This is a genomic window from Bradyrhizobium arachidis, from assembly GCF_024758505.1.
Lineage (GTDB): Bacteria > Pseudomonadota > Alphaproteobacteria > Rhizobiales > Xanthobacteraceae > Bradyrhizobium > Bradyrhizobium manausense_C.
Genome location: NZ_CP077970.1, coordinates 8,320,117 through 8,344,789, shown reverse-complemented (window position 1 = coordinate 8,344,789; position 24,673 = coordinate 8,320,117). Strand labels below are relative to the sequence as shown.

The following is a 24,673-nucleotide window of genomic DNA, read 5'->3' as shown; positions in this document are numbered from 1 at the left end:
CATCACTCAAGGGGAGTCGTGCCAATGCCAAAGCGGTCCATGAAAGAGGACGATGCGCTGGAAGATTTTGCGCGCCGGGACATCACGCTCGACGGCGTCGGCAAGCGCGTCTACGTGGCCGGCGCCGGGCCAGCTGTCATCGTGATGACGGAGATGCCGGGCATCAGCCCGCATGTCGCGCGGTTCGCGCGCTGGGTCCGCGATGCCGGCTTCACCCTCTATATGCCGTCATTGTTCGGCCGCGACGGCGCCGTTCCAGGCGCGGAGGAGGGCGCCGCGATCTTTCAGCGCGCGTGCGTGAGCGCGGAGTTTCGCGCGCTGGCCGCGAACGAATCCAGTCCGGTGACGCGGTGGCTGCGGTCGCTGGCGCGGTTTGCGCATGGCGAGTGCGGCGGTCCCGGCGTCGGCGCCATCGGGATGTGCTTCACGGGAAACTTTGCGCTGACGATGATGCTCGAGCCGTCGATGTTGGCGCCGGTGCTCTCGCAGCCGTCGCTGCCGCTGAACAACCCGGCCGGCATCGAAATCGCGCCGGACGAAGTCAGGGCGGTCCGCGAACGGCTCGAGCGGGAGGATTTGACCGTCATGGCCTATCGCTTCGAGGGCGACAAGTTCTGCATGGCGCAGCGCTTTGCGGCTTATGCGGAGGCGCTCGGCGACCGCTTCATCGCTCGCGTCCTTCCGGACAGCGCGGCGAATACCGATCTTGCGCCGTTCTTCGCGCGCCACGTGACGACCCCGCACAGCGTCGTAACCGCGCACCTGATCGACGAGGCCGGCCAACCGACGATCGCGGCACGCGACGAGATTTTGGCATTCTTCAGGCTGAGGCTGGCGTTGCCACCAACGCATTGAGCCGAAGCCGCCGCCAGCGGCTGGGCGGAACGCCGCTCCAGCGCTCAAAAGCCCGGCTGAAATGGGCGGGGTCGTCATAGCCGAGCATTGACGCAATTTCGGTGATCGATCGATCCGTCTGACACAGCAGTCGTATGGCCCGTCGCTGCAACGCGCTTCGCAACAGGTCGCTGTAACTCAGTCCGGCTTCGCTGAGCCGGCGCTGTAGCGTTCGCCGCGCGAGTCCCGAGCGGCTTTCGATGCGTGAAAGAGTGGGACGCCGATCGAGCAGTTCCAATTCGATCAGGACGGAAAGACGGCCCGGCAGGTCTTCTGGATCCGGCAGGTCAAAAATGCGTCCGAGTTCACCCGCGGTCAGCCCATCGCCCTGTCCGAGATTCGGATTGACGGCTGTCAATAGCCGGCGATCGAAGACGATAGCGCTGGCAGCGCTGCCAATAGACGTATCGGTACACATCAATTCGCCGATCGGACTCTGCAGTCGGTTTGGGAGGCCCCCAAAGATGATGCGGCTCGGCAGCCACCAGGCGCCGGTGAAATGCCTGATGACAGCGATCATGTACCAGATCGCGAGCATCTCGTTCTGCTGGCGCCCGTCGCGCGCAGGGTCGGCCAATTCATACGACCAGTGAATTTCGCTGCCGTGACGGCGCATGACCAGCTGCGTGGCGGTCTGCAGCATGTGCGGCAGGCTCGTTCCGGCGCGCTGGATCGCCTCGAGCAAGGTCGGGGCTTGGGTCACCCATCTGCCGAAAACGCCGAGGCCTGCCATCGACGTCTGGCGACCAAGCCGGGCCGCAAAGACTTCGTCGTGCAATTCCCGCGAGGTCACCATCAACAGCCGGAAATGATCGCGCAGCGGCAACAGCGTGTCCTGTGATTCCAGCAAGGCGAGGGGAAGATCGGCGCGGCGAAAGACCCGCTCTATCGATCCCCCGGCCGCCGCCACGACGTTGGCAATCGGACCCAGCGTGCTCGCGCGTGTGTAACCGGTCTGGTGCATCTGCCCTCACGCGCCAAATCAGCCGCCACATCGGCACATCATGGCAGGCTGAATTTGGAGCGAAAGCATAGCATTCGAATCCGCGTCGATGATACGGCCAAACGCCCGCGTCGATCGGGACCAGGGAGGACTACATGTGCTTTGCTTGTTGGGGCTTATCGTCTCCGGCCGGGAAAATTTCCCGACGTGATGTCATGTTGCGCGCATCGGCGCTCGGCCTCGTCCTGCCCCTTGCTGCCCCTGCGTTGCGGACAGCGCAAGCGGCAGAGCAGAGTGCTCCGGCTGACGTGGTCAGCGGGATCAAGGACATCATTGCGAAGGCGAGTTCGCCTGAACTGGTTGCTTTCAAGCCTTTCGAGATCAACGGCACCGATCTGCCATGGACCGATCTCGGGCTCGATGCGGCGCGCGGCCAGCAGGTGACGTTCCTCCTGGGCGGTCGAATGTGGCTGTCGCGCGAGCATGATCTTTGGTTCGGTCCCGGCCTGGTCTTCCACGCGCGCACGCGCGGGCTCCGGCCGATCTACAATCCGATGCTGGATACAGGAACCATGACGGCCTCCCAGGATGGACGGATCGAGGTCGCACGTTCGGCCGCGGAATGGGCCAGTGAGGACGGGGTGCTGGGTACGCCGGAAGACATCTACAAGAAGGCGGACGTCAAGATCACCGGTATCGCTCTGCTGTGGCGCGGCGATGCCCGTGTGGGCATCAAGAGTCTGCTTGCGCATGGTGACGTTGGCGGTCTGCTCAAGTCCGAGTTGGCGCGTCTCGAGCGTGGGGGCAAGCTGCCGGCTGGTTGGTCGAACCTGCTCGGTTTTGGCGGTGGACAGGAAATCTTCAGCCAGGGCGCCGACGGCGAGATCATCTGCGACACCACGGGCCACGTCAGTATCATCGAGAGGCCACTGTCGCTTCCGTTGGCCTCCCGTCCGCGCCTCGCATGGCGCTGGAAGATCGATCAATTGCCGTCCGTCGTCCCGGAGGATCAGGCTGCGACCCACGACTATCTTTCGATCGGCGTGAAGTTCGAAGACGGGCAGGACCTGACCTACATCTGGAGCGAACATCTGCCTGAAGGCAAGGTCTTCCGATGCCCGTTGCCCGCCTGGAATCCGATCGAGACGCATATGATCGTCCGTTCCGGCAAGGCAGACCTCGGAACCTGGCAAGCGCAAGAACGCGACATCGCAGCGGACTACGCCGCCCATATCGGCGGATCGGCGAAGGCCATCTCAAAAATCTGGCTGCTGGCCGTGGCGCCGTTTCAGCGCCGCCACGGCGCTTGTCGCTACGCCGACATCAAGGTCACCACAGGCGACAACGCAGTGCACAAGGTTTAGCGCGAGACGGTGCAAAGGCGCGGTGGCTCCCGAAATCACCCGCCTTCTTCCTCTGCCGGCTTCTCCGTTGTCTCCTCGGCCGGAGCCGGCGGACTGCCGCCGGCGCCGCGCAGCCGCACCATCATCTCGATCACGTCGACCTCGATCTTCAGCATGTCGAGATCCCTGGTGATTTCGCGGACCTCTTGGCCCTTGCGTGCCAGCTCCTCGGACACGTCGACCGCCATCTTGCGCTCGGTGACGTTGCCGGACGCGTTGACGAACATCTTTGCCCGCATCCATTCGAGCCGTGCCCGTTGTGTGTCGCGCTCGAGCTTCTTCTCGGCGTAGCGGCGCCGCGCCTCGGCATAGGCGCCGATCAGCGCGGTTTCGGGCAGGCTCCACAATTGATCGATCGACATCGTCATGTCGTCTCAAGCCCCTGATCGCGGATCGGCGGCAGGCATCTTCCCGTCCAATCTGATCCCAGCGGGAACAATTTCTCAAGTGGGTCGTCCCGCTTTCACTCGTGCCGGCCAGGGTCTACAATCCCTCGGAAACCGGATCAGCTTGCGGGGAAGCTGCATGACGGCCTGGCTCAGCCGCCGCGATGCGCTGTTGCAGACGATGGGGCTTGCTGCCGCGAGCGTGGTTCCCGTCATCCCGAGTCACGCCGCGACATCGCTGAAATCCATACGTAGCGCCGGCATCGACGGCGCCTTGCAGGCCAGTGTGACGGCCCGCGAGATTCCGGGCGTGGTGGCGATGGCCGCCAATGCACGGTCGGTGCTCTATGAGGGCGCGTTCGGCCTGCGCAGCATGGCGGGCGAAGCCCGCATGTCGACCGACACGATCTTTCGCATCGCCTCGATGGTAAAGCTGCTGACCTCGATCGCGGCGCTGCAACTGGTGGAACGCGGCAAGCTGCGGCTGGATGCACCGGCCACCGACATCGACCCGACGCTTGCCATGGCGCAGGTTCTCGCCGGCTTCGATCGCAACGGCGCGCCGCAACTCCACGACGCGACCAGGGCGATCACGCTGCGCCATCTGCTGTCGCACACCTCAGGCTTCAGCTATCAGCTCTGGGATCCCCTGGTTCTTCGCTATGTGTCACTGGCGCGCGGCAACAAATCCCTGCCGCGCATGCCCCTGATGTTCGATCCCGGCGAAAAATGGGCCTATGGCGGCAGCATCGATCGCGTCAGCCGCATGGTGGAGATCGCCAGCGGCGAGCCGATCGACCGCTACTTTCGCGATCACATCACGGGCCCGCTCGGCATGAACGACACCGTGTTCGCGCTGAGTGAAAAGCAACGCGTGCGCGAGGCCAGCCTGCATGTGCGGGATCATGCCGGAAAGCTTTTGCCAAAACCGCTGGAGAAGCCGACCGAGGGCAAGAAATTTTCGGGTGGCGGTGGCATCTATTCGACCGCGCCTGATTATCTGACCTTGCTGCAGGCGCTGCTCAATGGGGGCAGCCTGGCCGGCGCGCGCATCCTCGCAGTCGACACGGTCGCCATGATGTCCGCCAACCAGATCGGCAATCTCGAGGCCGGAATCCTCAGGACGACCAATCCCGCGCTCTCGAACGACGTGGATTTTTTCCCCGGCACGCATCTGCGCTGGGGACTCGGAAACATGATCAACCTCGATCCGGTCGCGCATGGCCGCAGTGCCGGCAGCATGACCTGGGCGGGCCTGTTCAACACCTATTACTGGATCGACCCGGCGATGCGTGTGGCCGGCGTCATCATGATGCAGATTTTGCCCTTCGCCGACCACGCGGCGCTCAGGGCCTACCGGCAGTTCGAGCGCGGGATTTGCCAGGCGCTGCGCCAGAGCTGACAGGGCGCGCATCGGCGCTCGGACGAAGCATTCCGCGATGGAACTCGAATGCTTAATTCTTCGCTAAAGATTTCCCGCTAAATTGACAGATCAGTATTGCCAATTCATGCGAGTAACGATGATTTTCTCCCGTATCAGTTTCAAGCTGGTCCTGATTGTCGCGATCGGCCTCGTCGGCATGATCGCACTGGCGCCGATCGCGCTCTACACGATGCGCGGCCAGATGGTCGCCGACCGTCAGGCCAAGACGCAGCAGATGGTCGACATCGGTTTTGGCGTCCTCACCCACTATCAAAAGCTCGAAGCCGGCGGAAAACTGACGCGCGAGCAGGCGCAGGCCGCGGCGATGGCCGAGATCAAGGGTCTTCGCTACGACAAGGTCGAGTATTTCTGGATCAACGACATGACCCCGAAGATGGTCATGCATCCGATCAAGCCCGAGCTCGACGGCAAGGACCTGTCCGGCATGAAGGATCCGGCGGGCAACGCGCTGTTCCTCGGCTTCGTCGATGTCGTGAAGAAGCAGAGCGCCGGCTTCTACAGCTATCTCTGGCCAAAGCCTGGCTTCGAGCAGCCGGTGGCAAAGATCTCCTTCGTGAAGGGATTTGAGCCGTGGGGCTGGATCATCGGCACCGGCATTTATCTCGACGACGTCGATGCCGTGTTCCGCCAGACCGCGATGACCTTCGCCTGGCTCTGCCTCGGCGTGCTCGCGCTCGTGCTCATCAGTTCGTTCCTGATCGGCCGCGGCGTCACCCGCCCGCTCGCCCGGATCACTGACCTCACCGAGCGGCTTGCCTCGGGCGATGCCGCGTTCGACGTGCCCTATACCAACCGCCGCGACGAAATCGGCGGCCTCGCCAAGGCGCTCGCCGTGTTCAAGGACAATGCGTCGGCGGTGCGCCAGATGCATGCCGAGCAGGAAGAGATGAAGCGGCAGGCCGATGCCGAGAAGCGCCGCGTGATGGTCGATCTCGCCGGCAAGTTCGAGGCGAGCGTGCAGGCCGTGGTCCGCGACGTCTTCGTCGAGGCGCGCGAGATGCAGCAGGCCGCGCAAGGCATGTCGGAGACCGCGAACAAGGCGACCGAGCGCGCGAGTTTTGTCGCCACCGCCTGCCAGCAGGCCTCGGGCGACGTGCAGACGGTCGCGTCTGCGGCCGGGCAGTTGTCATCGTCGATATCAGAGATCAGCCAGCGCGTCGCGCAGGCAGCCCATGTGGCGGACAAGGCGGCCGCCGACGGCCAGCGCACCAACGAGACCGTCGAGGGTCTTGCGCGGGCCGCGCACAAGATCGGCGAGGTCATCGACCTCATCAACCAGATCGCCTCGCAGACCAATCTGCTCGCGCTCAATGCCACCATCGAAGCGGCGCGCGCGGGCGAGGCAGGCAAGGGCTTTGCGGTGGTTGCAAGTGAAGTGAAGTCGCTGGCCAGCCAGACCGCCAAGGCGACCGACGAGATCAGCGCGCAGATCACGGCGATCCAGGGCGAGACGCAGCAGGTCGTCGGCAACATCCAGAACATCCGCAACACCATCATGGAGGTCAACGAGATCTCCTCCTCGATCGCCGCCGCGGTCGAGGAGCAGGGCGCCGCCACGCAGGCGATCGCCCGCAGCGTGCAGGATGCCGCCTCCGGCACCAACCAGGTCTCGCAGAACATCGCCGGCGTGACCGACGCCACCTCGGAGACCGGCCAGGCCGCAGGCCAGGTGCTGCAATCGAGCGGCCGCCTGACCCACAAGCTGCAATCGCTGCAGGACGAAGTCACCGCCTTCGTCGCCGGCGTGCGGGCGGCCTGACGAGAGTTAGGGCAACACCTACCGTGTCGGGCAAGCGCCACCTAAATAGGGTGGAGCTTCCCGACGCGCCCAAGGGGTTTTGCCATGCAGCCTGTTTCCATCCTCCTGAACATCCTCTGGATTTTGATCGGCGGCGCGTGGATGGCGTTCGGCTGGCTGGTTGCCGCCGTCATCATGGCCGTCACCATCATCGGCCTGCCGTGGGCGCGTGCCGCGTTCAACATCGCCGTGTACACGCTGCTGCCGTTCGGCTCCAGGGCGGTGCGCCGTGACGAACTCACCGGCCAGAGCGACATCGGGACCGGCCCGCTCGGCGTGATCGGCAATCTGATCTGGTTCGTGCTGGCCGGCTGGTGGCTCGCGATCGGGCATGTGCTCACTGCGATCGTCCTTGCGGTGACCATCATCGGTATTCCCTTCGCCTGGGCGCATCTGAAGCTCGCCGGCATCGCGCTGTGGCCGATCGGCAAGGTGATCGTGCCGGCGTGACACTGCCGCCTGGGCTCATATTCCGGCTCGCGGCATCGGCACGCGCCGCGACAGCCGTTTCCCTTGACTCAGCGCTCGACAGAAGTTGACGTCTCCATGCGTCCGCCGCAAAACCTGTGGCGAATGGAGACCGCTCAATGTCGTTCAAAAAGCTTCTGATCGCCAATCGCGGCGAGATCGCCATCCGTATCGCGCGTGCCGCGGCAGACGGCAGCATCACCACGGTCGCGATCCATCCCGCTGATGACGCGCTGTCGCTGCATGTCCGCGTCGCCGATGAAGCGGTCGAAATTCCGGGCCGCGGTGCGCGGGCCTATCTCGATATCGAGAGCGTGGTGAAGACGGCGAAAGTCGCCGGCTGCGATGCCGTGCATCCCGGCTATGGCTTCCTCAGCGAGAACGCCGACTTCGCCAGGGCCTGCGCCGCGCAGGGCATCGCGTTCGTCGGGCCGAAGGTCGCCGCGCTCGAACTGTTCGGCGACAAGGTCGCGGCACGGCAATTGGCAAAACGTTGCGGCGTGCCGATCATCGCGGGCACCTCCGGTCCGTCGTCGCTCGAGGAGATCAAGGCGTTCTTCGAATCCCTCGGCAAGAGTGCCGCCATCGTCATCAAGGCGATGGCAGGCGGCGGCGGCCGCGGCATGCGGATCGTGGAGAAGGCATCGGATCTCGCAGAGGCCTATGCGCGCTGCCAGTCGGAGGCCAAGGCTGCGTTCGGTTATGAGGGTGTCTATGCCGAGCGCCTGATCCGGAAGGCGCGCCACATCGAGGTGCAGATCATCGGCGACCGTCATGGCGCGATCAGCCATCTCTGGGAGCGCGAATGCACCATCCAGCGCCGTCACCAGAAGCTGGTCGAGGTGGCGCCGAGCCCCTCGCTCAGCGAACCCTTGCGCGGCCGCATCATCGAGGCGGCGAAGCAGCTTGCGACCGCGGCGGCCTATGACAATCTCGGCACCTTTGAATTCCTGGTCGACGGCGCGGCCGAGGAGAGTTTTGCCTTCATCGAGGCCAATCCGCGGTTGCAGGTCGAGCACACCGTGACCGAAGCGGTGCTCGGGGTCGATCTCGTCCGCGCCCAGCTCGCGGTCGCCTCGGGCGCTACACTGGCCTCGCTTGGCCTCGCGCAGTCGTCCATCCCAAGACCGCGCGGCTATGCCATGCAGCTCCGCGTCAACATGGAGACGCTGGACGAGACAGGCGCGACGCATCCGACCGGCGGCGTGCTCGCGGTGTTCGAACCGCCGTCAGGGCCCGGCGTGCGCGTCGATAGCTTTGGTTATGCCGGTTACAAGACCAGCGCTGCCTTCGACTCCTTGCTCGCAAAAGTCATCGTGCACACGCCGAGCGAGGCCTGGCACGACGTCGTCGCAAAAGCCTCGCGCGCGCTTCGCGAGTTTCGGATCGACGGCGTCGTCACCAACATCGCCTTCCTCCAGGCGGTGCTCGCCCATCCCGACTTCAGAACCAACCGCATCGCGACCGACTTCATCGATCGCAACATCGCAAAGCTGGTCGAAGCCGCCGACGGCGCCGCGCGGCCGCTGTTCTTCGCTGCCACTGACCACGCCGGCGAGCATGGCGCGGCGAAGCCGGTCGCACAGGTCGTGCCGGAAGGCGCGGTGATGGTGGCAGCTCCCCTCCAGGGGACGGTGGTCACAGTCCAGGTCGCCGAGGGCGAGATCGTGCGGCCCGGCCAGCAACTGGCCGTGATCGAGTCCATGAAGATGGAGCATCTCGTCATGGCCGAGCAGGGCGGCCGGGTGATGAAGCTCGTTGCGGGCGACGGCGTCACCCTGATGCACGGCGAGCCGATCCTCTATCTCGAGCCGCTGGACGTCGCTGCCGACACCACGTCGCAGGAAGCCGACATCGATCTCAACCACATCCGCCCGGATCTTGCCGAGCTGATCGCGCGCCAGGCCAATACGCTGGACGAGAACCGCCCGGCCTCCGTCGAGCGCCGCCGCAACACCAATCAGCGCACCGCGCGCGAGAACGTCGCGCAGCTCGTCGATGACGGCTCGTTCATGGAGTATGGCAGCCTCGCGATTGCGGCGCAGCGCCGACGCCGCAAGCTCGACGACCTCATCAAGAACACGCCGGCCGATGGGCTCATCATGGGTGTGGCCACGGTCAATGCCGAGGCGTTCGGCCCGGACGGCGCGCGCTGCATGGTGGTCGCCTACGACTACACCGTGCTCGCGGGCACGCAAGGGCACATGAACCACAAGAAGATCGACCGCATGCTGACGCTGGCGGAGCAGTGGCGCATCCCCCTGGTGTTCTATGCCGAAGGCGGCGGCGGCCGCCCGGGCGATACCGATCGGCTGGGCATGACCGGCCTCGACGGCCCGTCCTTCGTGCAGTTCGCAAAACTCTCGGGCCTCGTGCCGGTGGTCGGCATCGTCTCCGGCTATTGCTTCGCCGGCAATGCCGCAATGCTCGGCTGCTGCGACGTCATCATCGCCACCAAGAACGCCTCGATCGGCATGGGCGGCCCCGCCATGATCGAAGGCGGAGGCCTCGGCGTCTATCATCCGGCCGAGGTCGGCCCGGTCTCATTCCAGTCACCGAACGGCGTCGTCGATATCCTCGTCGAGGACGAGGAAGAGGCGACGCGCGTTGCGCAAAAGTATCTGTCTTACTTCCAGGGCGCCGTACCTGAGTGGAAGGCGCCTGACCAGCGCCTGCTGCGCCGCGCGATCCCCGAGAACCGCTTGCGCGTCTACGACATCCGCAGCGTGATCGATTTGCTCGCGGACACGGACTCCGTGCTCGAGATCCGCCGCGACTACGGCGTCGGCATGATCACCGCCTTCATCCGCATCGAAGGCAAGCCCTTTGGCCTGATCGCCAACAACCCGCGCCATCTCGGCGGCGCGATCGACGCCGACGCCGGCGACAAGGCCGCGCGCTTCCTCCAGCTCTGCGATGCCTTCGACATCCCGATCGTCTCGCTCTGCGACACGCCGGGCTTCATGGTCGGCCCCGAAGCCGAGAAGACCGCGATCGTGCGCCACGTCGCGCGCATGTTCGTCACCGGCGCGAGCCTCACCGTGCCGCTGTTCGGCATCGTCTTGCGCAAGGGCTATGGCCTCGGCGCGCAGTCGATGATCGGCGGCGGCTTCCACGCCTCCTTCTTCACCGCGGCCTGGCCGACCGGCGAGTTCGGCGGCATGGGCCTGGAAGGCTATGTGCGGCTTGGCTTCCGCAAGGAGATGGAGGCGATCGCCGACCCCGTCGAGCGCGAGACCTATTATCGCAACAAGGTCGCCGAGCTCTACGCCAACGGCAAGGCCGTCTCGATCGCCTCGGTGTTCGAGATCGACAACGTCATCGATCCCTCCGAGACCCGCCGCTGGATCATGGCCGGCCTGCGCTCGGTGCCAAAACCACTGGCGCGGACGGCGAAGAAGCGCCCCTGCGTCGACACCTGGTGAGATGCTATTGCGTTGTCATTCCGGGTCGCGCGGTAGCGCGAACCCGGAATCTCGAGATTCCGGGTTCGATGCTTCGCATCGCCCCGGAATGACGAGGAGACCGGTTCCCGATTGACATCCCAGCCTGCGGTGCCAGACTTTGCACAATAATTCAGGGTGGAGACGTACGGGATGGCCAGCCTCGCGGCCTCGAACCATGTCGCCCGTGTTTTGTCCGTCGCCAGTGAGGTGACCGACGTCGATGCCGGCTCGCGCATCGCGACGTCCTGGCGGCGCTGCCTGATCAACCATAAGCTCGACCCGGCCCGCCAGGGCCCGCCGCAGACGTTGACTGAGGCCGAGGTGCGGCATGTCGCCGAGCCGATGGAGGAGCTGATCCGGCTTGCCACGCCCGAGCTCGAAGATTTGGCGCGCGTGCTGCGCGAGGCCGGCTATTGCGTCAATCTCGCCGATTCCAACGCGACCATGCTGCTCAGCCGCCTGCCGGGCGCGGCCGACGCCGACATCTTTCTGCGCTGGAAGGTCTATACCGGATCCAATTTCTCCGAATCCTTCGAAGGCACCAACGGGCTTGGCACGGCGCTTGCCGAGCAGAAGCCGATCCTGGTGCATCGCGACGAGCATTTTCGCGAGCAGTGGGGCATCTTCTCCTGCGCAGTCACGCCGTTGTTCGACGCGGGCGGGCGGCTTGCGGGCGCCGTGAACATCACCTCTTGCCGTGACGATCTCAGCCGCGCCGCGCATCAGCTCGCGCTCGCAGTGACGATGGAGGCGACGCGCCGCATCGAGGGCACCATCTTCCGCAATCATTTCCGCAACGCCTGGATCGCGACCGTGCCGGGGGACGGTGGCAGCGGGTTGATTGCCTATGACGACGACCGCCGGGTGGTCGGCGCCTGCCGTTCGGCGCGCATGATGCTGGGCCTCACCGACGGCATGATCGCTTCAGGCATCGATCTGTCGCGCTACATGCAAGCCGGCAGCGGCGCGGACGATACGATCGAGCTGCAACGCGCCGACGGCAGTCCGATGGGGCAGGGACATGTTGCGCCACCGCTGCACACTAGGCGCACGCGTCGTCCGCCGGTCGCGCGCCGAGATGTCCCGGTCGGCCGGTTTGACGGCCTGCACCGGCTCGCAGGCGCCGACCCCGGCCTGATCAAAAGTGTGAAGCGGCTCGCGCGCATCGGCGATCACAATCTGCCGATCCTGCTGCACGGCGAGACCGGTGTCGGCAAGGACGTGTTCGCGCGCGCCATCCATGCCGCGAGCAACCGCACCCGCAATCACTATGTCGCGCTGAACTGCGCGGCGATGCCGGAGAGCCTGATCGATGCCGAACTGTTCGGCTACGAGGCCGGCGCCTTCACCGGCGCGCGGCGCGACGGCTCAAGGGGCCTGATCGTGCAGGCCGATGGCGGCACGCTGTTCCTGGACGAGATCGGCGACATGCCGATTGCGCTGCAGACGCGCCTGTTGCGCGTGCTGGAGAACCGCGAGGTCTGGCCGCTCGGCGCGCTCAAGCCCGTGCCCGTCGACATCCGCCTCATCAGCGCGACTCATCGCGATCTCGGCCGCATGGCGGAAGAGGGCGCCTTCCGCGCCGATCTCTATTTCCGCCTGCGCGGCATGGAAGTGAAATTGCCGGCGCTGCGCGAGCGCGCCGACAAGGCCGAATTGATCCGCGATATCGCGCGCGAGGAGGCGCCAAACTGCCAGCTCTCGCCTGAAGCGTGGTCGTTGCTGCTTGCCTATCCCTTCCCCGGCAACATGCGGCAGCTTCGTCACGTGCTGCGGCTTGCCGGTTGCACGGCCGAGGATGGCGTGATCGCCGATGCCGATCTCGACCTGCCGCCGTTCGGCGGCCGCGCCGAGGAGCCGGATCTGCTCTCGGCCGAACGCGCGACGATCATCGAAGCCTTGCGCAAGCATGGCGGCCGCGTAACGGAAGCCGCGCGCGCCCTCAAGCTCAGCCGCGCCACGCTCTATCGCAAGATCAAGCTGTTGAAGATCGAGCCGGGGCAGTAGCTCGCGCCACCTTCTCCCACAAGGGGAGAAGGAAGAGATATGCCTCACGAAAAATCCGTCCAGCTCAGATGCCGCGAATCGAGATCGCCGACTGACACGGTCTCGCGCATCTCGCGCGGGGTATGAAAACCGCTGCGCAGATACACGAGCGGCGTTGCCTCGGCGGAGTGCGAAACGCCGCGCACTTCGCCGACAAAGATCGAATGCGTCTTGGTCTCGAACTCCTGCGCAAGCGCGCAGTCGAATGTGGCGACTGCGTCCTGCAGCACCGGCGCGCCGGTCGCGGCCGTCGTCCATTGACCGAAGGCAAAACGGTCGTCGCCATTGACGCCCTTTTGCCCGCTGAAGGTCAGCGCCAGCATCGCGTGCTCCTCGCTGAGGAAGTTGATGGCGAAGGCGCCTTCCTCGCGGATCCGCGCATGCGCGCTGGCGTTGCGGTTGACGCAGACGATCAGCGAGGGCGGGCTATCCGACAGCGAGCAGGCCGAGGTCACGGTCAGCCCGGTACGCTTGCCGTGCTCGGCGCCGACCGTCACCAGCGCGACCGCGCCCGCGCATTGCCGCATGGCCTGCTTGAAACTCGATGGGTCGATGCTCATGCGCTGGTCTCTTGAAAGACCCGGGATCGCCTGGCGATCCGGGTGAGGGACTTGGTTTGCCTGGAACCGTAATCCCTCACCCGCGCTTTGGGCACCGCTCCCTTGGAATGGGAGCGATGACATCAGGCTGCCTTGCGCGTTGCGTCGAGATGCTTCAGCCGCGGCATCACCTCGTTCTTGAGCAGTTCCAGCGAATGTCGCCACGCCTGCGGTTTGTGCTTGTAGTCGAAGCCGAACACCAGCAGCACGCCGAAGCCGCCGACCTCGTCGTAGATCTTCTCGATCTTCTCGGCGACCGTCGACGGCGAGCCGATGATCCAGTTCCGCCGTGCGCAATATTCGACGGTGACGTCGCTGTCGGGCACGTCGGGCGCGTGCTTCAGATAGTCCTTGAAGCCGAAATGGCCGAGCAGCGGCAAGAAGTATTCGCTCATCATCCGGCCCATCATGTCGCCGGTCGAGAGCTTCCAGGCCTCTTCATCGGTGTCGGCGACGAAGACCTCGCGCACCAATCGCCAGTCCTGCCGGTTCGGCTTGCGTCCGGTCTTGGCGGCGCCGATCTCCACGGAATCCCAATGGCTGCCGACATAGGCCGGATTGAGGTTCAGGCTCATCGGAATGAAGCCGCGCTCGCCGGCAAGTTTCAGCGTGTCAGAGTTCTTCGAGAGCCCGGCGACGCCGATCGGCGGATGCGGCGCCTGCACCGGCTTGATGTGGGGCTTGAGGAAATCGAACATCGTATCCGGCTTGGTCACCGTCCAGTACTTGCCCTTGTGGGTGAACGGGGCCGGCTCGGACCACAGTTTCAAAATGATCTCCAGCGCCTCGCGGGTCATGTCGCGGTTCTGGCCGCTCATGCCGTCGACATTGAACATCGCCCAGTCGCTCGGCAGGCCCGAGGCCGCGACGCCGAAGTTGAGGCGCCCCTCGGAGAGATGGTCGAGCATCGCGACGCGGTTGGCGAGTTCGGCCGGATGGTGATAGGGCAACAGGAAGCCGCCGGGTCCGATGCGGATGTTCTTGGTCTGCAGCAGTGCCTGCGCGATCAGGAGATCCGGCGTCGGATTGGGCTCCCAGGGCGCGGTGTGATGTTCGCCGATCCAGGCTTCCTGGTAGCCGAGCTCGTCGAGCCAGCGCATGGTTTGCAGGTCCCAGTCGTTCCCTTCCTTCAAGCCGCACTCCGGCGGATGCGAAGGCATCGTGAAGTAGCCGATCTGCATGGTGCTTCCTCTCTTTCGTTGCTGCTTTGCGGTCGCGTCTTGGATGCGCGGTTCCGGCCATGGAGCAAGCGGTGTGCCAGCGTCTGAAGAGCGGCAAGGGGTGGAGAAAGGGCTGGTTTGAGCCGGCAATAGCCGGTATCTCGACAGGCGCGCGCCCACGATCGTCTCAAGCGTCGCAACACATGTCTTGCCGGTGAGACGGGCGGTGCGAAGATGGATGCGAAGGTAGCGATTGAGATGAGCGAGCCGGCCTATGTCGCGGTAGATTGGGGCACCAGCAGCTTTCGGCTTTGGCTGATCGACCGCGGCGGTAACATCACCGCTGAGCGGCGTAGCGATGAGGGCATGACGGCCGCGGCCAAGACCGGTTTCGCCGCCGTGCTGCAATCGCATCTCGATGCCGTCGGTGCTGGCCCCGATCTGCCCGTGCTGATCTGCGGTATGGCCGGCGCGCGACAGGGCTGGGTCGAGGCCGGCTACATTGATACGCCGGCGCGTCTCGCGGCGATCCTGGAAGGCGCCGTTTCCATTCCCGGCCAGTCCCGCGATATCCGCATCCTGCCCGGCATCGCGCAGCGTGAGACAGGCGCGCCTGACGTGATGCGCGGCGAGGAAACGCAGTTGCTCGGTGCGCTCGGTCTGGACGCCACAGGTGACGCGCTGGTCTGCATGCCCGGCACGCATTCGAAATGGGTGACGGTACGCGGCGGCACCGTGGCGCGCTTCGCCACCTTCATGACCGGCGAGCTCTTCAGCGCCATCTCGCGCGAGACGATCTTGTCGCATGCCGTCAACGGAGCCGGCGAAGCGGAGGACCGCGAAGCTTTCAATGCGGCGCTGGTCGCGGCCTTCGAGGCACCGGCGCAGGCCGCCAATCTGCTGTTCCGGGTGCGGTCACGGCAACTCCTGTTCGGAGGAACGGCGGCCGCGGCGCGCGAGACTATTTCCGGCACGCTGATCGGGCTGGAGATGGCCGCGGAGCTTCCCGCCGCGCGCGGTGCTGCCGTGACATTGATTGCGTCGGGTCAACTCGCGGCGCGCTACCGATCGGCAATTGAGACATTGTCGGCGACGGTCCGCGTCGTCGACGCCGATGAAGCCGTCCGCCGCGGGCTTTCCATGGCGGCGCTCGCCATCTGGACACGATAAGGGGATCCTTTCATGAGCGTTCCGTTCCCGCCGATGAAGCGACCGCTGGTCGCGATCCTGCGCGGCGTGAAGCCCGACGAGGCCGATGGCATCGTGGATGTGCTGATCGCGGCCGGCATGACCGCGATCGAGATTCCGCTCAACTCACCCGACCCGTTCCGCTCGATCGCAAACGCCGTCAAGCGCGCGCCGGCCGGCGTCCTCGTCGGTGCGGGCACCGTGCTCTCGACCGACGATGTCGACCGCCTTCATGATGTCGGCGGCAGGCTTCTGGTCGCTCCGAATGTCGATCCGCAGGTGATCGCGCGCGCCGGCAAGCACGGCATGGTGACGATGCCCGGTGTGTTCACGCCGACGGAAGCGCTGCTGGCCGCAAGGTCGGGCGCCTCGAGCCTAAAATTCTTTCCGGCGAGCGTGCTCGGATCCTCCGGCATTTCGGCGATCCGCGCCGTGCTTGCCCCCACCACGGTGGTCGCTGCCGTGGGCGGCATCTCCGAGAAAAATTTCGCCGAGTATATGAAGGTCGGTGTCCACGCGTTCGGCATGGGCTCGAGCCTTTACAAGCCCGGCATGACGGCCGCCGACGTCGCAGCGCGCGCCAAGGCGACGATCGAAGCATACGACCAGGCTCTTGGGGGTAACTAGAGAGAGCTCGTCAGCTTCGCCGTGCCGACGGCCAGACCAGCCGTTCGTGCCGGCGCGCGAAGCGGTGCCAGTGCAGCACCACGCCGACCAGCAGGGCCGGCACGAAGCCGAGAATGATGAGGAAGCCCGGCAATGGCTTTGGCGAGATGAACGCGATGGCGATGTCCGAGATCAGCCAGAGCGCGGCGAACAGCACCGCGAAATCCATCCGCGGAAAGCGCAGATAATAGAAGACCGCGGTGATGACGACGGCAGGCCCGATTGCAATCCCGATCATGACCGCCGTCAATTCCTTCGGGGTTACTGCATCCAGCACCATGGACGCCAACAGCCAGATGGCGGCGAACATGGCGATGATGTCGATGGGATGCCGCACCGCGGTACCTTTCGCAGGGAACACGGTATCGTTGTTGCGGCAGCCGCGGCCGTCAAGCCCCAATCCGCCTATTCCTCCTCCACGCCCGGCGTCGGCCGCAGCATGAAGTGGCCGAATGCGGAGGCGATCGGCTTGTCGCGATCGTCCTGCCAGGCCCGCGCCTCGAAGGCGACGATGCGGCGGCCCTGCTTGACGATCGACACGTTGGCAAAACTGTCGAGCGCGCGGCCGGAGCGCAGATAATTGACGGTGAGGCCGATCGGTTTCGGCGGTGCCGACACGCCGAGCTCGCGCGTCAGGCCGACGATCGCCGTGGTCTCGAGAAACGCGCCGGTCATGCCGCCATGGATCGCCGGCAGGATCGGATTGCCGATGATCTTTGGCGAAAACGGCATCATCAGCGTGCCGTCATCCACGATGCGGATGCCGAGGCAGCGCGCGAACGGGCTGTTGGCGAAGGGACTCCCCGGATCCTCCGGCGCGTCCAGCGTCGGAATGGCGTGATCGCCGCCCGGCCGGTCCATCAGCATGTTGGTACGGTTGGCGCCGATCATGAAGCAGGCGGTCGCGGTGGCAACCGGGTCGTCCTCTGACTCCTGATAGGCGGTGGAGCGCACGAAGGCGATCGACCGGGTGGTGCGGTAGCAGATCGAATGCGCCTTGATGTCGAGGCCGGGCGTCGCGGGCTTCTGGTAGTCGATGCGCAAATCGAGCGTCGCGATCGCGCGCGTGCCGTCGAGCGCGAGCTGCACCGCCAGGCCGCAGCTCTCGTCGAGCATCGCGGTGACGACGCCGCCATGCAGGACGCCGGTCTGGGTGTCGCCGACGAAGACGGGGCGATAGGGCAGGCTCGACCAGGCCTCGCCAGGTGCAGCGCGGTCGAGCTGCAAGCCGCTGATCTGGCCATAGACCGAGCGGCGGCCCCTGATGGCTTCGGCCAGCTCTTCAAACGGTAGCACGGTGTTTTGCGATTTGGACATGGCACCGTTTTAGACCAGTGGCCCGACGCGCGCAAAGGATCGCGCGCCTCCCAAGGCAGGTCACGGAACGTTGAGAGGCCTACTTTCCTGCGCCCGTCGTCAAGCCACTGACGATGTAGCGTTCAAGGAAAATTCCGACAAGGACGAGCGGGGCAATCGCCGCGGTGGACAGTGCCGCCATCGACCACCAGTTGATGCCCTGCGAGCCGGTCTGGCTTGCTACCATGACCGGCAGCGTCTTCGCGTCGGTACTCGTGAGCAGCGCCGCGAAAAAGTATTCGTTCCAGCACAGCACAAGCGAGAGGATGAAGGCGGCCACCATTCCGGGAACGGCAAGTGGCAGGATGATGCGCAGGAATGCGCCCCAGGTCGAAAGGCCGTCCACGAAAGCGGCTTCATCGAGCTCGATTGGTATCGAATTGAATTGATCCCGCATGATCCAGATGACGATCGGCAAGACCGTCAAGGTGTAGAGCATGACCAGGCCAAATCGCGTGTCGAGCAGCGTCAGTGCCTTGTAGAGGACGAGGAACGGCAGTGCGAGCACGACCGGCGGCAGGATCAGCTGCGACATGAAGAAGAACAGGATATCGTCGTTGCGCATCCATGCGAATTTGTAGCGAAAACGGCTCAAGCCGTAAGCCGCGAGCGAGCCGAGGATCAGTGCCAGCAGCGAGGCGCCGACCGAGGTGATGATACTGTTGACGAACCGGTTCACAAATTCGGAGCGGGCCGTGGAGGTCCCGAACAGCGTATCCGGCGACAGGCCAAGCGAGCGCCATCCTTTCCAGTCCGGTTGAAAATCAAGCCAGGGAATCAGGTGGGCTTGCGTCACATCGACGGCCGATTTGAACGACGTCGTGACGGTCCAATAGATCGGAAACAGGCAGACGAACGTCCAGAGCAGCAACGCCGCGTAGATCAGCGCGCGGCTCAGCATCCGCTTGGCGCGCGGCCCCACGGGGTGCCTTCGGATGGGCTTTGCCGGTGTCGACAGGGTCAATCGCGCAACTCCCCTCCGAAGCTCCTACACGACCTTCTGCGTCCAGCGCTTGGATAGGCGCATCAGCAGGGTCAGGAAGACGATGATCATCAGGAGATAGACCATCGCGAGCGCCGTACCGTATCCGACATTCGAGCGGTCGCGGTACACGCGATAGATGAAGCTCGACACCGTGTCGGTGGCGCCGCCGGGCCCTCCGGCGGTGACGTTGATGACGATGTCGGCGAGCTTCAGCTTGAAGATGATGCGGATGATGAGGACCGTGATGCTGACCGGCAGCATGATTGGAAAGGTCACGTGCCAGAACGACTGCCACGAATTCGCGCCATCGACCTTCGCCGCTTCCTGCACCTCCTTCGGCATCGCCTGGAGGCCTGCGAGCAGGATGATCATGATGAAGGGGATCGAAACCCAGGCGTCCATCGCCTGGATGCTCAACCGCGCCATCCAGGGCGACGCAAAGAAGGCCGGATTGTCCCATCCGAGATAGCGCGCCAGCGTGGCCGCCGGGCCGAAACGGTATTCCATCAGCGACTTGCCGATCATCCAGCTCACGGCGACTGGACTGAGCATCATCGGCAGCAGGAAGACGACGCGAAAGAACTTCCTTCCGCGGATCTCGGCGCTCAGGAGCAGCGCGAGGCCGAACGCAATGGCGTACTCGCCAAGCACGGCGACGGTGTAGAAGATCATGTTGCCGAGCGCGTTCCAGTAGTAGGCATCGTTCAGCATTCCGACGAGATTGCCGAGGCCGCTGAAGCGCGGCCCTTCCACCGAGCTGAGGTTCCAATCGAGCGACGCGATGTAGATCCCGAAAATCGTCGGAAAGATCACGACCGCAATGGTGAAGAAGATCGCCGGCAGCAGAAACAGCGCGCGCAGGCCGCGCTCGCCCCGGATCAGGACCTGTGCCCCGCAGATCGCGACTGCCCAGATCAGATAGGCCGCGAGGATCGGGCGCCAATCGGAAAACCCTGCTGAGATCCTGCCGGTCGTATGCAGGACCTGGACGACGAGCACGAGCAGGAGTCCCAGCGACGCCAGCACGACAAGTGTCCGGCCCGCGGTCTTCCGGCTAATCGCCGCCCGCGGTGGCGCCTTGTTGGGCAGGTTATCCGTCACCGGTGTTGGACTCTGCATCAGGATCGAACTCTGCCGATTATCAACTCGGATTCTGCCGCGGGGCAAGTTTTCGGCTGGCGTCTGAAACGGCGCCAGCCGAGGATCGATGGTCTCGCGGAATTCGGGAAGCTACGCGCCGAGAGACGCCTTGTAGAGCCCGATCTGCCTCTCGCGGCCGATCTGGTCGGTCAGCTTTTCCCAGGCCGCGGCAATGTTGTTCGCGCCGGTTTGCGCATCAACCTTGCCGGCGAAGATCTTGGTCAGTTCGTCTTCCGCAATGCTGTAGTACTGGAAGATGCCGGGGATACGCGGCTCGACCGCGCGGTTCGGATGATTGTAGGAGGCGAGCTGCGAGTTCAGATAGGAGGTGATGTACTTCCGGTCGTAGCCTGCGGCCACCCACTCGTCGAACTGGAAATGGCTGGTGCGGTGGGCCTGGAAGCCCGAGGGATACATCACCATCCAGAGCGACAGGTCCTTGCCGCCGAGATGCGCGGCCGCGCTCCAGGCCGCCTTGTGCTTTTTCTCGTCGCCATTGACCCTTGCCATCACATAGACGCCCCAGCCGAGATAGGCGCAGTTCGGGGCATGGTTCGGGCCGCTCGCGAGCTTGTCCCATTGGCCGGTCTTGGAATTGTAGACATCGTCCGAGCCTGGCAGGATATCGAAGCCGACGACATCGCCGATGACCGAGGTGTCGCTCGCCTTCGCCACCTGGCCGATGTCACCCCACCAGGGGATCATCGAGCCGGTGCCGGCCAGGAACTGCTGGAAGCCGGTGGTGTTCGGATCGGCGTTGAGCTGATCGGCGGGCTCGAAGGGTAGCGCGTCGATCACGTCCTGGATGGCGCGCACCCAGGCCGGATTGTTGATGCGCGGCTTCATCGTCTCCACGTCGAACAGCCACGCCTTGTCGTCGGGATGTTTGGCGTAAGCCGAGGCGCGGCTGCCAAGGAAATAGAAGCCGAACCCGCCCCAGGGCTTTGGCGCATCGAGATAGCCGAATGCGTTCTGGTTCTTGATCTTCTTGCCCTTGAGGAATTTCGTCACCGCCTGGACCTGCTGCCAGGTCTTGGGCACGCCCCATTCGGTTGAATTGCCCGCGTCCTTCCAGGCCTTGGCGAGAGCCGGGTCGGAGAAGACGTCGGTCCGGTAGTTGAAGTTGTGACAGTCGCCGTCGATCGTGACGCGATAGGTCTTGCCGTTCCAGGTGCCGACCGGCGGCTTCAAATAATCGACATAGTCATCGATATCGATCTGCTTTTTGACCCAGTCCGGCATTTCCGACGCCAGGCGCTTGCCGCAGACATCGCCTTCGAACGGCGCGCCCATCTCGAGAATGTCGAAGTCGACTGTGCCGGTGGCGATCGCCTGTTGCAAACGCGGGTTGTAGTCGGCCTGGGCGAGATCGATCCAGGAAATTTTCGCGCCCGTATAGGCCTCCCATGGCTTCAGGAAGCCGCGGAAGAGTAGATTGTGCAGGTTCTGGTTGTTCAATCCCATGAAGGAGAGTTCGACGCCCTTGAACTCTCCCTCCTTGACGCTCGCCTTGGTCGGGCCAAGGCAAAGCTCGCCGACCTTCTGCCAGTCGGCGTCGGTCGGGGCGCCCTTGCCGACACCTGGAATTTGCGTGATCTGGGCGCGCAGATTGGCCTGCGCCAATGCGAGTTCGGAGAACGTGCCGAGCGCCCCGGTCGTACCCAGGGCGGCAGCGCTGGCAGCTCCCTTCAGCACCGAGCGCCGGTTCGGCCGCAGTGCGGGATGCTGATCGTGCTCTTGCTGTTTCACCATGAAACCCTCCCTATGTTGACGTTGTTCATGTCAAGTTTTGGGCGACTGAGCACCATGGAGACGTGGGACCCGTATGTCGTAGAGGTGGTGACAGAGGCCGCCGCGAGTATGCAACGGCGCAAATCAATGTCAACGAATGCACGCGGAGTTGAAGCCGGCGCAGGCGTCGGCCGCGAAATCGGTGAGGGGAGTCTTGTAGTCCCGCGCTGCGAGATGAGCGTCAGCCTGGACAATGTGCAGCGCAGATCATCTCGCAGCGAATGATGAACGATTTGGGATCCGGGGATTGCCGTCGTCTGGATGTCATATGGTCATGCGGAAGCATCTCGCGTTCATCGTCGCAGCCGGTCGGATCATGCTGACTTGATTGAGCTAAAGCATGATCCGGAAAAGTGCGCAGCGGCTCAAACAAAGAGCTAAAGCGCGATGACGATTCGACCTAAAGCCATCGCGCTTTACGTTGCGTCGGGCGGAATGACGCCCTTCTTGAAGATGAAGCAGCCATAGAAGCGCCGTTCGCCGGTCTGGATCACGCAATAGGATTTCTTCGCGATCTCATAAAAGGCAAATCGCTCGACCGACCCCATCGGAAAAGCGCGGCCTTGCGCGGCGTCGACCTCGGCTTGCACCTCTGTCTGCACGGGAGGGATCTCGTCGGGCTGGCCGACGATTTCCATGCGTGACGCCGGCGTGTCGACAAAGCTGTCGAGCGGCAGCACCGACAGGATCGCACGCGCCGCCCGGCCTGCTGTGACGTTGTCGATGCGGAGCAACCGTCCCAGCACGGTCTGGCGCGCGACCGAGTCGGCCGGGAAATTGGTGTCGCAAAGCACGAGGTCGTCGCCATGGCCCATGGCGCGCAACGCATAGAGCACATCCGCATTCAGAAGTGGATCGATCGACCTCAGCATGAAGCGCCTCCCTTGATTTCCACGGCTTCTCCTAAGCGACGGATTGTCCGATGCCAACGCCGCCGCGGTATGCTGCGATCATCATAGACCATGAATCGCGCGGGCGAGGGCTGGTTTTTTTGCGCGGCAGTCGTGACCATCATTTTCCCCGGCTTGCCGAGCGATCATGCTCGACAGGTCGAAGCGAACCAACCATGCTACGAGATCGTTCCATTCGTAGACTGTAAGGAGCCCTCATGGCAGATCCCGACACGACCAACCAGGCGGGCGTGACCATTTCGCCGGCGAGCGCCGAGCGCGCGCCGTTCGTCTATTTCGACGGCGTGTCCTGCTTCGGCCATCACAACGGCACGATCCAGATCGAGCTGGCGACGAACCTCTTGATGCCCGTCGGTGCCGGCGTCCGGATCGACGTGATCCAGACCGGCCACATCCGTTGCAGCCCGGCGGCGGCCACCGCGCTCCGCGAGGCGCTGGACAAGGCCTTGACCATGTTTCAGCAGGGACAGGGGCAGATCCAGGCGGAGCCTATTCCCGCGATCAAGAACTGACGCGTGTCGCGGCGCTCAGCCGTTCGTCACATGCACCTTGGGCTTCTGGCCCGCGTTCCACTTGCCGTCGATGGCGCGCTCGATCTGCGCGGCCAGTTGCAGAAGCAGGCCGTCATTGGCCTGTTTTGCAATGGCTTGGATGCCGAGCGGCAGGCCGTGCTCATGGGTTGCCATCGGCAGCGAGATCGCGGGGATGCCGCAGAGATTGGCCAGCGGCGTGTAGGCAAAGTTGCGCCAGAGATTGCCGAACCAGTCATAGACGTCAGGATTGTCCGAGATCGTCAGATATTCCTTCGTGCCGACCTTCGGCGTCGGCAGCGCGGTGACCGGCGTCAGGATGACGTCCCATTGCTCGAAGAAGGCGCCGAATGCGCGCGAGGTGGTGTTGAACACGGCCTGCATGCGCGCGCGGTCGGCGAAGCTCGTATGGCGGCCGGCCTCCCAGATCCGGATGTTCATCGGCTCGATCAGATCTTCCGGCGGCCGCTCCAGTCCGCGCGCTGCCAGCATGTTGGAGATCACCACCGCAAAATTGCTGATGTAGCAGGTGGTCTGCGCGTCGAACGCGGCACGGAAGTCGAGCTCGGGCAGCGCGAAGTCGACATGATGGCCGAGGCCTTCGAGGAAGCGGCCGGTCTTCTCCAGCTCGGCTGCGATGTGCGGCGTCGCGCGATAGTCGCCCCATTGCGTCGACAGCGCGATCCTGAGCTTGCCGGGATCGCGCTTGATCATCTCGGTGTAGGGCTGCGCGGTGGTCCAGAACGGCATGAACTCGCCGGGCGCGGGCCCTCTCGCATGATCGACGAAGGCCGCGGTGTCGCGCACGCTGCGCGACTGGCAGCCCTGGATCGAGACGAGGCCGGTGAGATCGGACATCATCGGCGCCAGCGAGAACACGCCGCGCGAGACCTTCAGACCGATATTGCCGTTGACGCCGGCGGGAATGCGGATCGAGCCGCCGCCGTCGGTCGCATGCGCGATCGGCACCACACCGGCCGCGACCATCGCGGCACTCCCCGCTGACGAGCCGCAGGTCGTGTAGTCGGTGTGCCAGGGATTGCGCGTGACGTAGACCGCCGGATTGTCGGCCGAGCTGCACACGCCGAATTCCGGCGTGGTCGTCCGGCCGATCAGGTTCAGTCCGGCCTGGCGAAATTTCGTCGTCAGGAATGTATCGGCGGCGGCGCGATTGCCGCGCATCAAGAGCGAACCCATTTCCTGGAGACGGCCCTTCATGGTCGGGCCGAGATCCTTCATCAGGAACGGCAGGCCGGCGAAGGGACCGGTGAGGTTGGCGCCGTCCTTGGCCGGATCGGCGATCACGTCGTCGAACAGCTCGACCACGCCGGACAGCGCGGAATCGACCTTGGCAACGCCGGCGGCTGCCTGACGGGCCAATTCAGCGGGCTTCAACTCGCCCTTCCTGACGCGTGTGGCCAACCCCACGCCGTCATGCTGCGCCCATTCAGTCCAGCTCATCGGCAAAGTCATACGATTCAATCCCTTTCGTGCGGCGCCACCTTAGTTTCGCAAGGGG

At 64.4% G+C, this 24,673-nt stretch carries 21 protein-coding genes; 10 read left to right on the top strand and 11 right to left on the bottom strand.

Annotation, left to right across the window (positions count from 1 at the left end; genetic code table 11):
- The first annotated feature begins 24 nt into the window (after positions 1–24).
- The gene (locus tag KUF59_RS38690) at positions 25–855 is read left to right on the top strand and encodes a dienelactone hydrolase family protein (RefSeq protein WP_212461915.1); all 831 of its coding nucleotides are present in this window, start codon (positions 25–27) and stop codon (positions 853–855) included.
- On the opposite strand, the gene KUF59_RS38685 is transcribed toward KUF59_RS38690, so the two are convergent.
- Positions 821–1,858 (bottom strand): AraC family transcriptional regulator, encoded by a 1,038-nt coding sequence (locus KUF59_RS38685; RefSeq protein WP_212461916.1) that lies wholly within the window; start codon positions 1,856–1,858, stop codon positions 821–823. The genes KUF59_RS38690 and KUF59_RS38685 overlap by 35 nt on opposite strands.
- A gap of 194 nt (positions 1,859–2,052) precedes the next feature.
- Here KUF59_RS38685 and KUF59_RS38680 point away from each other — a divergent pair, with 194 nt between their 5' ends.
- The gene (locus KUF59_RS38680) at positions 2,053–3,201 is read left to right on the top strand and encodes a DUF3047 domain-containing protein (protein ID WP_249140822.1); all 1,149 of its coding nucleotides are present in this window, start codon (positions 2,053–2,055) and stop codon (positions 3,199–3,201) included.
- A gap of 35 nt (positions 3,202–3,236) precedes the next feature.
- Here KUF59_RS38680 and KUF59_RS38675 read toward each other — a convergent pair whose 3' ends face one another.
- Positions 3,237–3,608 (bottom strand): hypothetical protein, encoded by a 372-nt coding sequence (locus tag KUF59_RS38675; protein WP_212461918.1) that lies wholly within the window; start codon positions 3,606–3,608, stop codon positions 3,237–3,239.
- Between the two features lie 157 nt (positions 3,609–3,765).
- Here KUF59_RS38675 and KUF59_RS38670 point away from each other — a divergent pair, with 157 nt between their 5' ends.
- From KUF59_RS38670 to KUF59_RS38650, 5 genes are all read left to right on the top strand, one after another.
- Positions 3,766–5,028, top strand: coding sequence for a serine hydrolase domain-containing protein (locus KUF59_RS38670; protein ID WP_212461919.1), 1,263 nt, complete (start codon positions 3,766–3,768; stop codon positions 5,026–5,028).
- A gap of 118 nt (positions 5,029–5,146) precedes the next feature.
- The gene (locus KUF59_RS38665; RefSeq protein ID WP_212461920.1) at positions 5,147–6,829 is read left to right on the top strand and encodes a methyl-accepting chemotaxis protein; all 1,683 of its coding nucleotides are present in this window, start codon (positions 5,147–5,149) and stop codon (positions 6,827–6,829) included.
- A gap of 84 nt (positions 6,830–6,913) precedes the next feature.
- Positions 6,914–7,318 (top strand): YccF domain-containing protein, encoded by a 405-nt coding sequence (locus tag KUF59_RS38660; RefSeq protein WP_212461921.1) that lies wholly within the window; start codon positions 6,914–6,916, stop codon positions 7,316–7,318.
- A 137-nt stretch (positions 7,319–7,455) separates the two neighbouring features.
- Positions 7,456–10,761, top strand: coding sequence for an acetyl-CoA carboxylase family protein (locus KUF59_RS38655; protein ID WP_212461922.1), 3,306 nt, complete (start codon positions 7,456–7,458; stop codon positions 10,759–10,761).
- Positions 10,762–10,932: 171 nt separating this feature from the next.
- Positions 10,933–12,789: a sigma-54-dependent Fis family transcriptional regulator gene (locus KUF59_RS38650; protein WP_212461923.1), complete on the top strand. Its 1,857-nt coding sequence runs from the start codon at positions 10,933–10,935 to the stop codon at positions 12,787–12,789.
- A gap of 44 nt (positions 12,790–12,833) precedes the next feature.
- Here KUF59_RS38650 and KUF59_RS38645 read toward each other — a convergent pair whose 3' ends face one another.
- Positions 12,834–13,388, bottom strand: coding sequence for a flavin reductase family protein (locus KUF59_RS38645; RefSeq protein WP_212461924.1), 555 nt, complete (start codon positions 13,386–13,388; stop codon positions 12,834–12,836).
- A 122-nt stretch (positions 13,389–13,510) separates the two neighbouring features.
- Positions 13,511–14,608 (bottom strand): LLM class flavin-dependent oxidoreductase, encoded by a 1,098-nt coding sequence (locus KUF59_RS38640; RefSeq protein WP_212461925.1) that lies wholly within the window; start codon positions 14,606–14,608, stop codon positions 13,511–13,513.
- A 237-nt stretch (positions 14,609–14,845) separates the two neighbouring features.
- Between KUF59_RS38640 and KUF59_RS38635 the strand changes: the two genes are divergently transcribed.
- Positions 14,846–15,757, top strand: a complete 912-nt coding sequence (locus tag KUF59_RS38635) for a 2-dehydro-3-deoxygalactonokinase (RefSeq protein ID WP_212461996.1) — start codon at positions 14,846–14,848, stop codon at positions 15,755–15,757.
- A 12-nt stretch (positions 15,758–15,769) separates the two neighbouring features.
- Positions 15,770–16,402, top strand: a complete 633-nt coding sequence (locus tag KUF59_RS38630; protein ID WP_212461926.1) for a 2-dehydro-3-deoxy-6-phosphogalactonate aldolase — start codon at positions 15,770–15,772, stop codon at positions 16,400–16,402.
- A 10-nt stretch (positions 16,403–16,412) separates the two neighbouring features.
- Here the strand turns inward: KUF59_RS38630 and KUF59_RS38625 are convergent, their stop codons facing one another.
- From KUF59_RS38625 to KUF59_RS38600, 6 genes are all read right to left on the bottom strand, one after another.
- Positions 16,413–16,778 (bottom strand): hypothetical protein, encoded by a 366-nt coding sequence (locus KUF59_RS38625; protein ID WP_212461997.1) that lies wholly within the window; start codon positions 16,776–16,778, stop codon positions 16,413–16,415.
- Between the two features lie 68 nt (positions 16,779–16,846).
- Positions 16,847–17,758: a PaaI family thioesterase gene (locus KUF59_RS38620; RefSeq protein WP_212461927.1), complete on the bottom strand. Its 912-nt coding sequence runs from the start codon at positions 17,756–17,758 to the stop codon at positions 16,847–16,849.
- Positions 17,759–17,837: 79 nt separating this feature from the next.
- Positions 17,838–18,698, bottom strand: a complete 861-nt coding sequence (locus KUF59_RS38615; protein WP_212461998.1) for a carbohydrate ABC transporter permease — start codon at positions 18,696–18,698, stop codon at positions 17,838–17,840.
- 87 nt (positions 18,699–18,785) lie between these two features.
- Entirely contained in the window at positions 18,786–19,901 is a 1,116-nt protein-coding gene (locus KUF59_RS38610; protein WP_212461928.1) for a carbohydrate ABC transporter permease, read from the bottom strand.
- 111 nt (positions 19,902–20,012) lie between these two features.
- On the bottom strand, positions 20,013–21,674 hold the full coding sequence (locus KUF59_RS38605) for a type 2 periplasmic-binding domain-containing protein (protein WP_212461929.1): 1,662 nt from the start codon (positions 21,672–21,674) through the stop codon (positions 20,013–20,015).
- 455 nt (positions 21,675–22,129) lie between these two features.
- Positions 22,130–22,585, bottom strand: a complete 456-nt coding sequence (locus KUF59_RS38600; RefSeq protein ID WP_212461930.1) for an RbsD/FucU family protein — start codon at positions 22,583–22,585, stop codon at positions 22,130–22,132.
- 236 nt (positions 22,586–22,821) lie between these two features.
- Here KUF59_RS38600 and KUF59_RS38595 point away from each other — a divergent pair, with 236 nt between their 5' ends.
- Entirely contained in the window at positions 22,822–23,136 is a 315-nt protein-coding gene (locus KUF59_RS38595) for a hypothetical protein (protein ID WP_212461931.1), read from the top strand.
- A gap of 15 nt (positions 23,137–23,151) precedes the next feature.
- Here the strand turns inward: KUF59_RS38595 and KUF59_RS38590 are convergent, their stop codons facing one another.
- Positions 23,152–24,627, bottom strand: a complete 1,476-nt coding sequence (locus tag KUF59_RS38590) for an amidase (RefSeq protein ID WP_212461932.1) — start codon at positions 24,625–24,627, stop codon at positions 23,152–23,154.
- Positions 24,628–24,673: the final 46 nt, after the last annotated feature.

Excerpts from the sequence above, each read along its gene's own strand:
- KUF59_RS38595 (WP_212461931.1), top strand. The coding sequence starts at position 22,822 with ATGGCAGATCCCGACACGACCAACCAGGCGGGCGTGACCATTTCGCCG.
- KUF59_RS38620 (WP_212461927.1), bottom strand. The coding sequence starts at position 17,758 with ATGTCCAAATCGCAAAACACCGTGCTACCGTTTGAAGAGCTGGCCGAA.
- KUF59_RS38685 (WP_212461916.1), bottom strand. The coding sequence starts at position 1,858 with ATGCACCAGACCGGTTACACACGCGCGAGCACGCTGGGTCCGATTGCC.
- KUF59_RS38645 (WP_212461924.1), bottom strand. The coding sequence starts at position 13,388 with ATGAGCATCGACCCATCGAGTTTCAAGCAGGCCATGCGGCAATGCGCG.
- KUF59_RS38690 (WP_212461915.1), top strand. The coding sequence starts at position 25 with ATGCCAAAGCGGTCCATGAAAGAGGACGATGCGCTGGAAGATTTTGCG.
- KUF59_RS38630 (WP_212461926.1), top strand. The coding sequence starts at position 15,770 with ATGAGCGTTCCGTTCCCGCCGATGAAGCGACCGCTGGTCGCGATCCTG.
- KUF59_RS38610 (WP_212461928.1), bottom strand. The coding sequence starts at position 19,901 with ATGCAGAGTCCAACACCGGTGACGGATAACCTGCCCAACAAGGCGCCA.
- KUF59_RS38590 (WP_212461932.1), bottom strand. The coding sequence starts at position 24,627 with ATGACTTTGCCGATGAGCTGGACTGAATGGGCGCAGCATGACGGCGTG.
- KUF59_RS38660 (WP_212461921.1), top strand. The coding sequence starts at position 6,914 with ATGCAGCCTGTTTCCATCCTCCTGAACATCCTCTGGATTTTGATCGGC.
- KUF59_RS38680 (WP_249140822.1), top strand. The coding sequence starts at position 2,053 with ATGTTGCGCGCATCGGCGCTCGGCCTCGTCCTGCCCCTTGCTGCCCCT.
- KUF59_RS38600 (WP_212461930.1), bottom strand. The coding sequence starts at position 22,585 with ATGCTGAGGTCGATCGATCCACTTCTGAATGCGGATGTGCTCTATGCG.
- KUF59_RS38635 (WP_212461996.1), top strand. The coding sequence starts at position 14,846 with ATGAGCGAGCCGGCCTATGTCGCGGTAGATTGGGGCACCAGCAGCTTT.
- KUF59_RS38650 (WP_212461923.1), top strand. The coding sequence starts at position 10,933 with ATGGCCAGCCTCGCGGCCTCGAACCATGTCGCCCGTGTTTTGTCCGTC.
- KUF59_RS38640 (WP_212461925.1), bottom strand. The coding sequence starts at position 14,608 with ATGCAGATCGGCTACTTCACGATGCCTTCGCATCCGCCGGAGTGCGGC.
- KUF59_RS38655 (WP_212461922.1), top strand. The coding sequence starts at position 7,456 with ATGTCGTTCAAAAAGCTTCTGATCGCCAATCGCGGCGAGATCGCCATC.
- KUF59_RS38605 (WP_212461929.1), bottom strand. The coding sequence starts at position 21,674 with ATGGTGAAACAGCAAGAGCACGATCAGCATCCCGCACTGCGGCCGAAC.
- KUF59_RS38615 (WP_212461998.1), bottom strand. The coding sequence starts at position 18,698 with ATGCTGAGCCGCGCGCTGATCTACGCGGCGTTGCTGCTCTGGACGTTC.
- KUF59_RS38670 (WP_212461919.1), top strand. The coding sequence starts at position 3,766 with ATGACGGCCTGGCTCAGCCGCCGCGATGCGCTGTTGCAGACGATGGGG.
- KUF59_RS38675 (WP_212461918.1), bottom strand. The coding sequence starts at position 3,608 with ATGACGATGTCGATCGATCAATTGTGGAGCCTGCCCGAAACCGCGCTG.
- KUF59_RS38665 (WP_212461920.1), top strand. The coding sequence starts at position 5,147 with ATGATTTTCTCCCGTATCAGTTTCAAGCTGGTCCTGATTGTCGCGATC.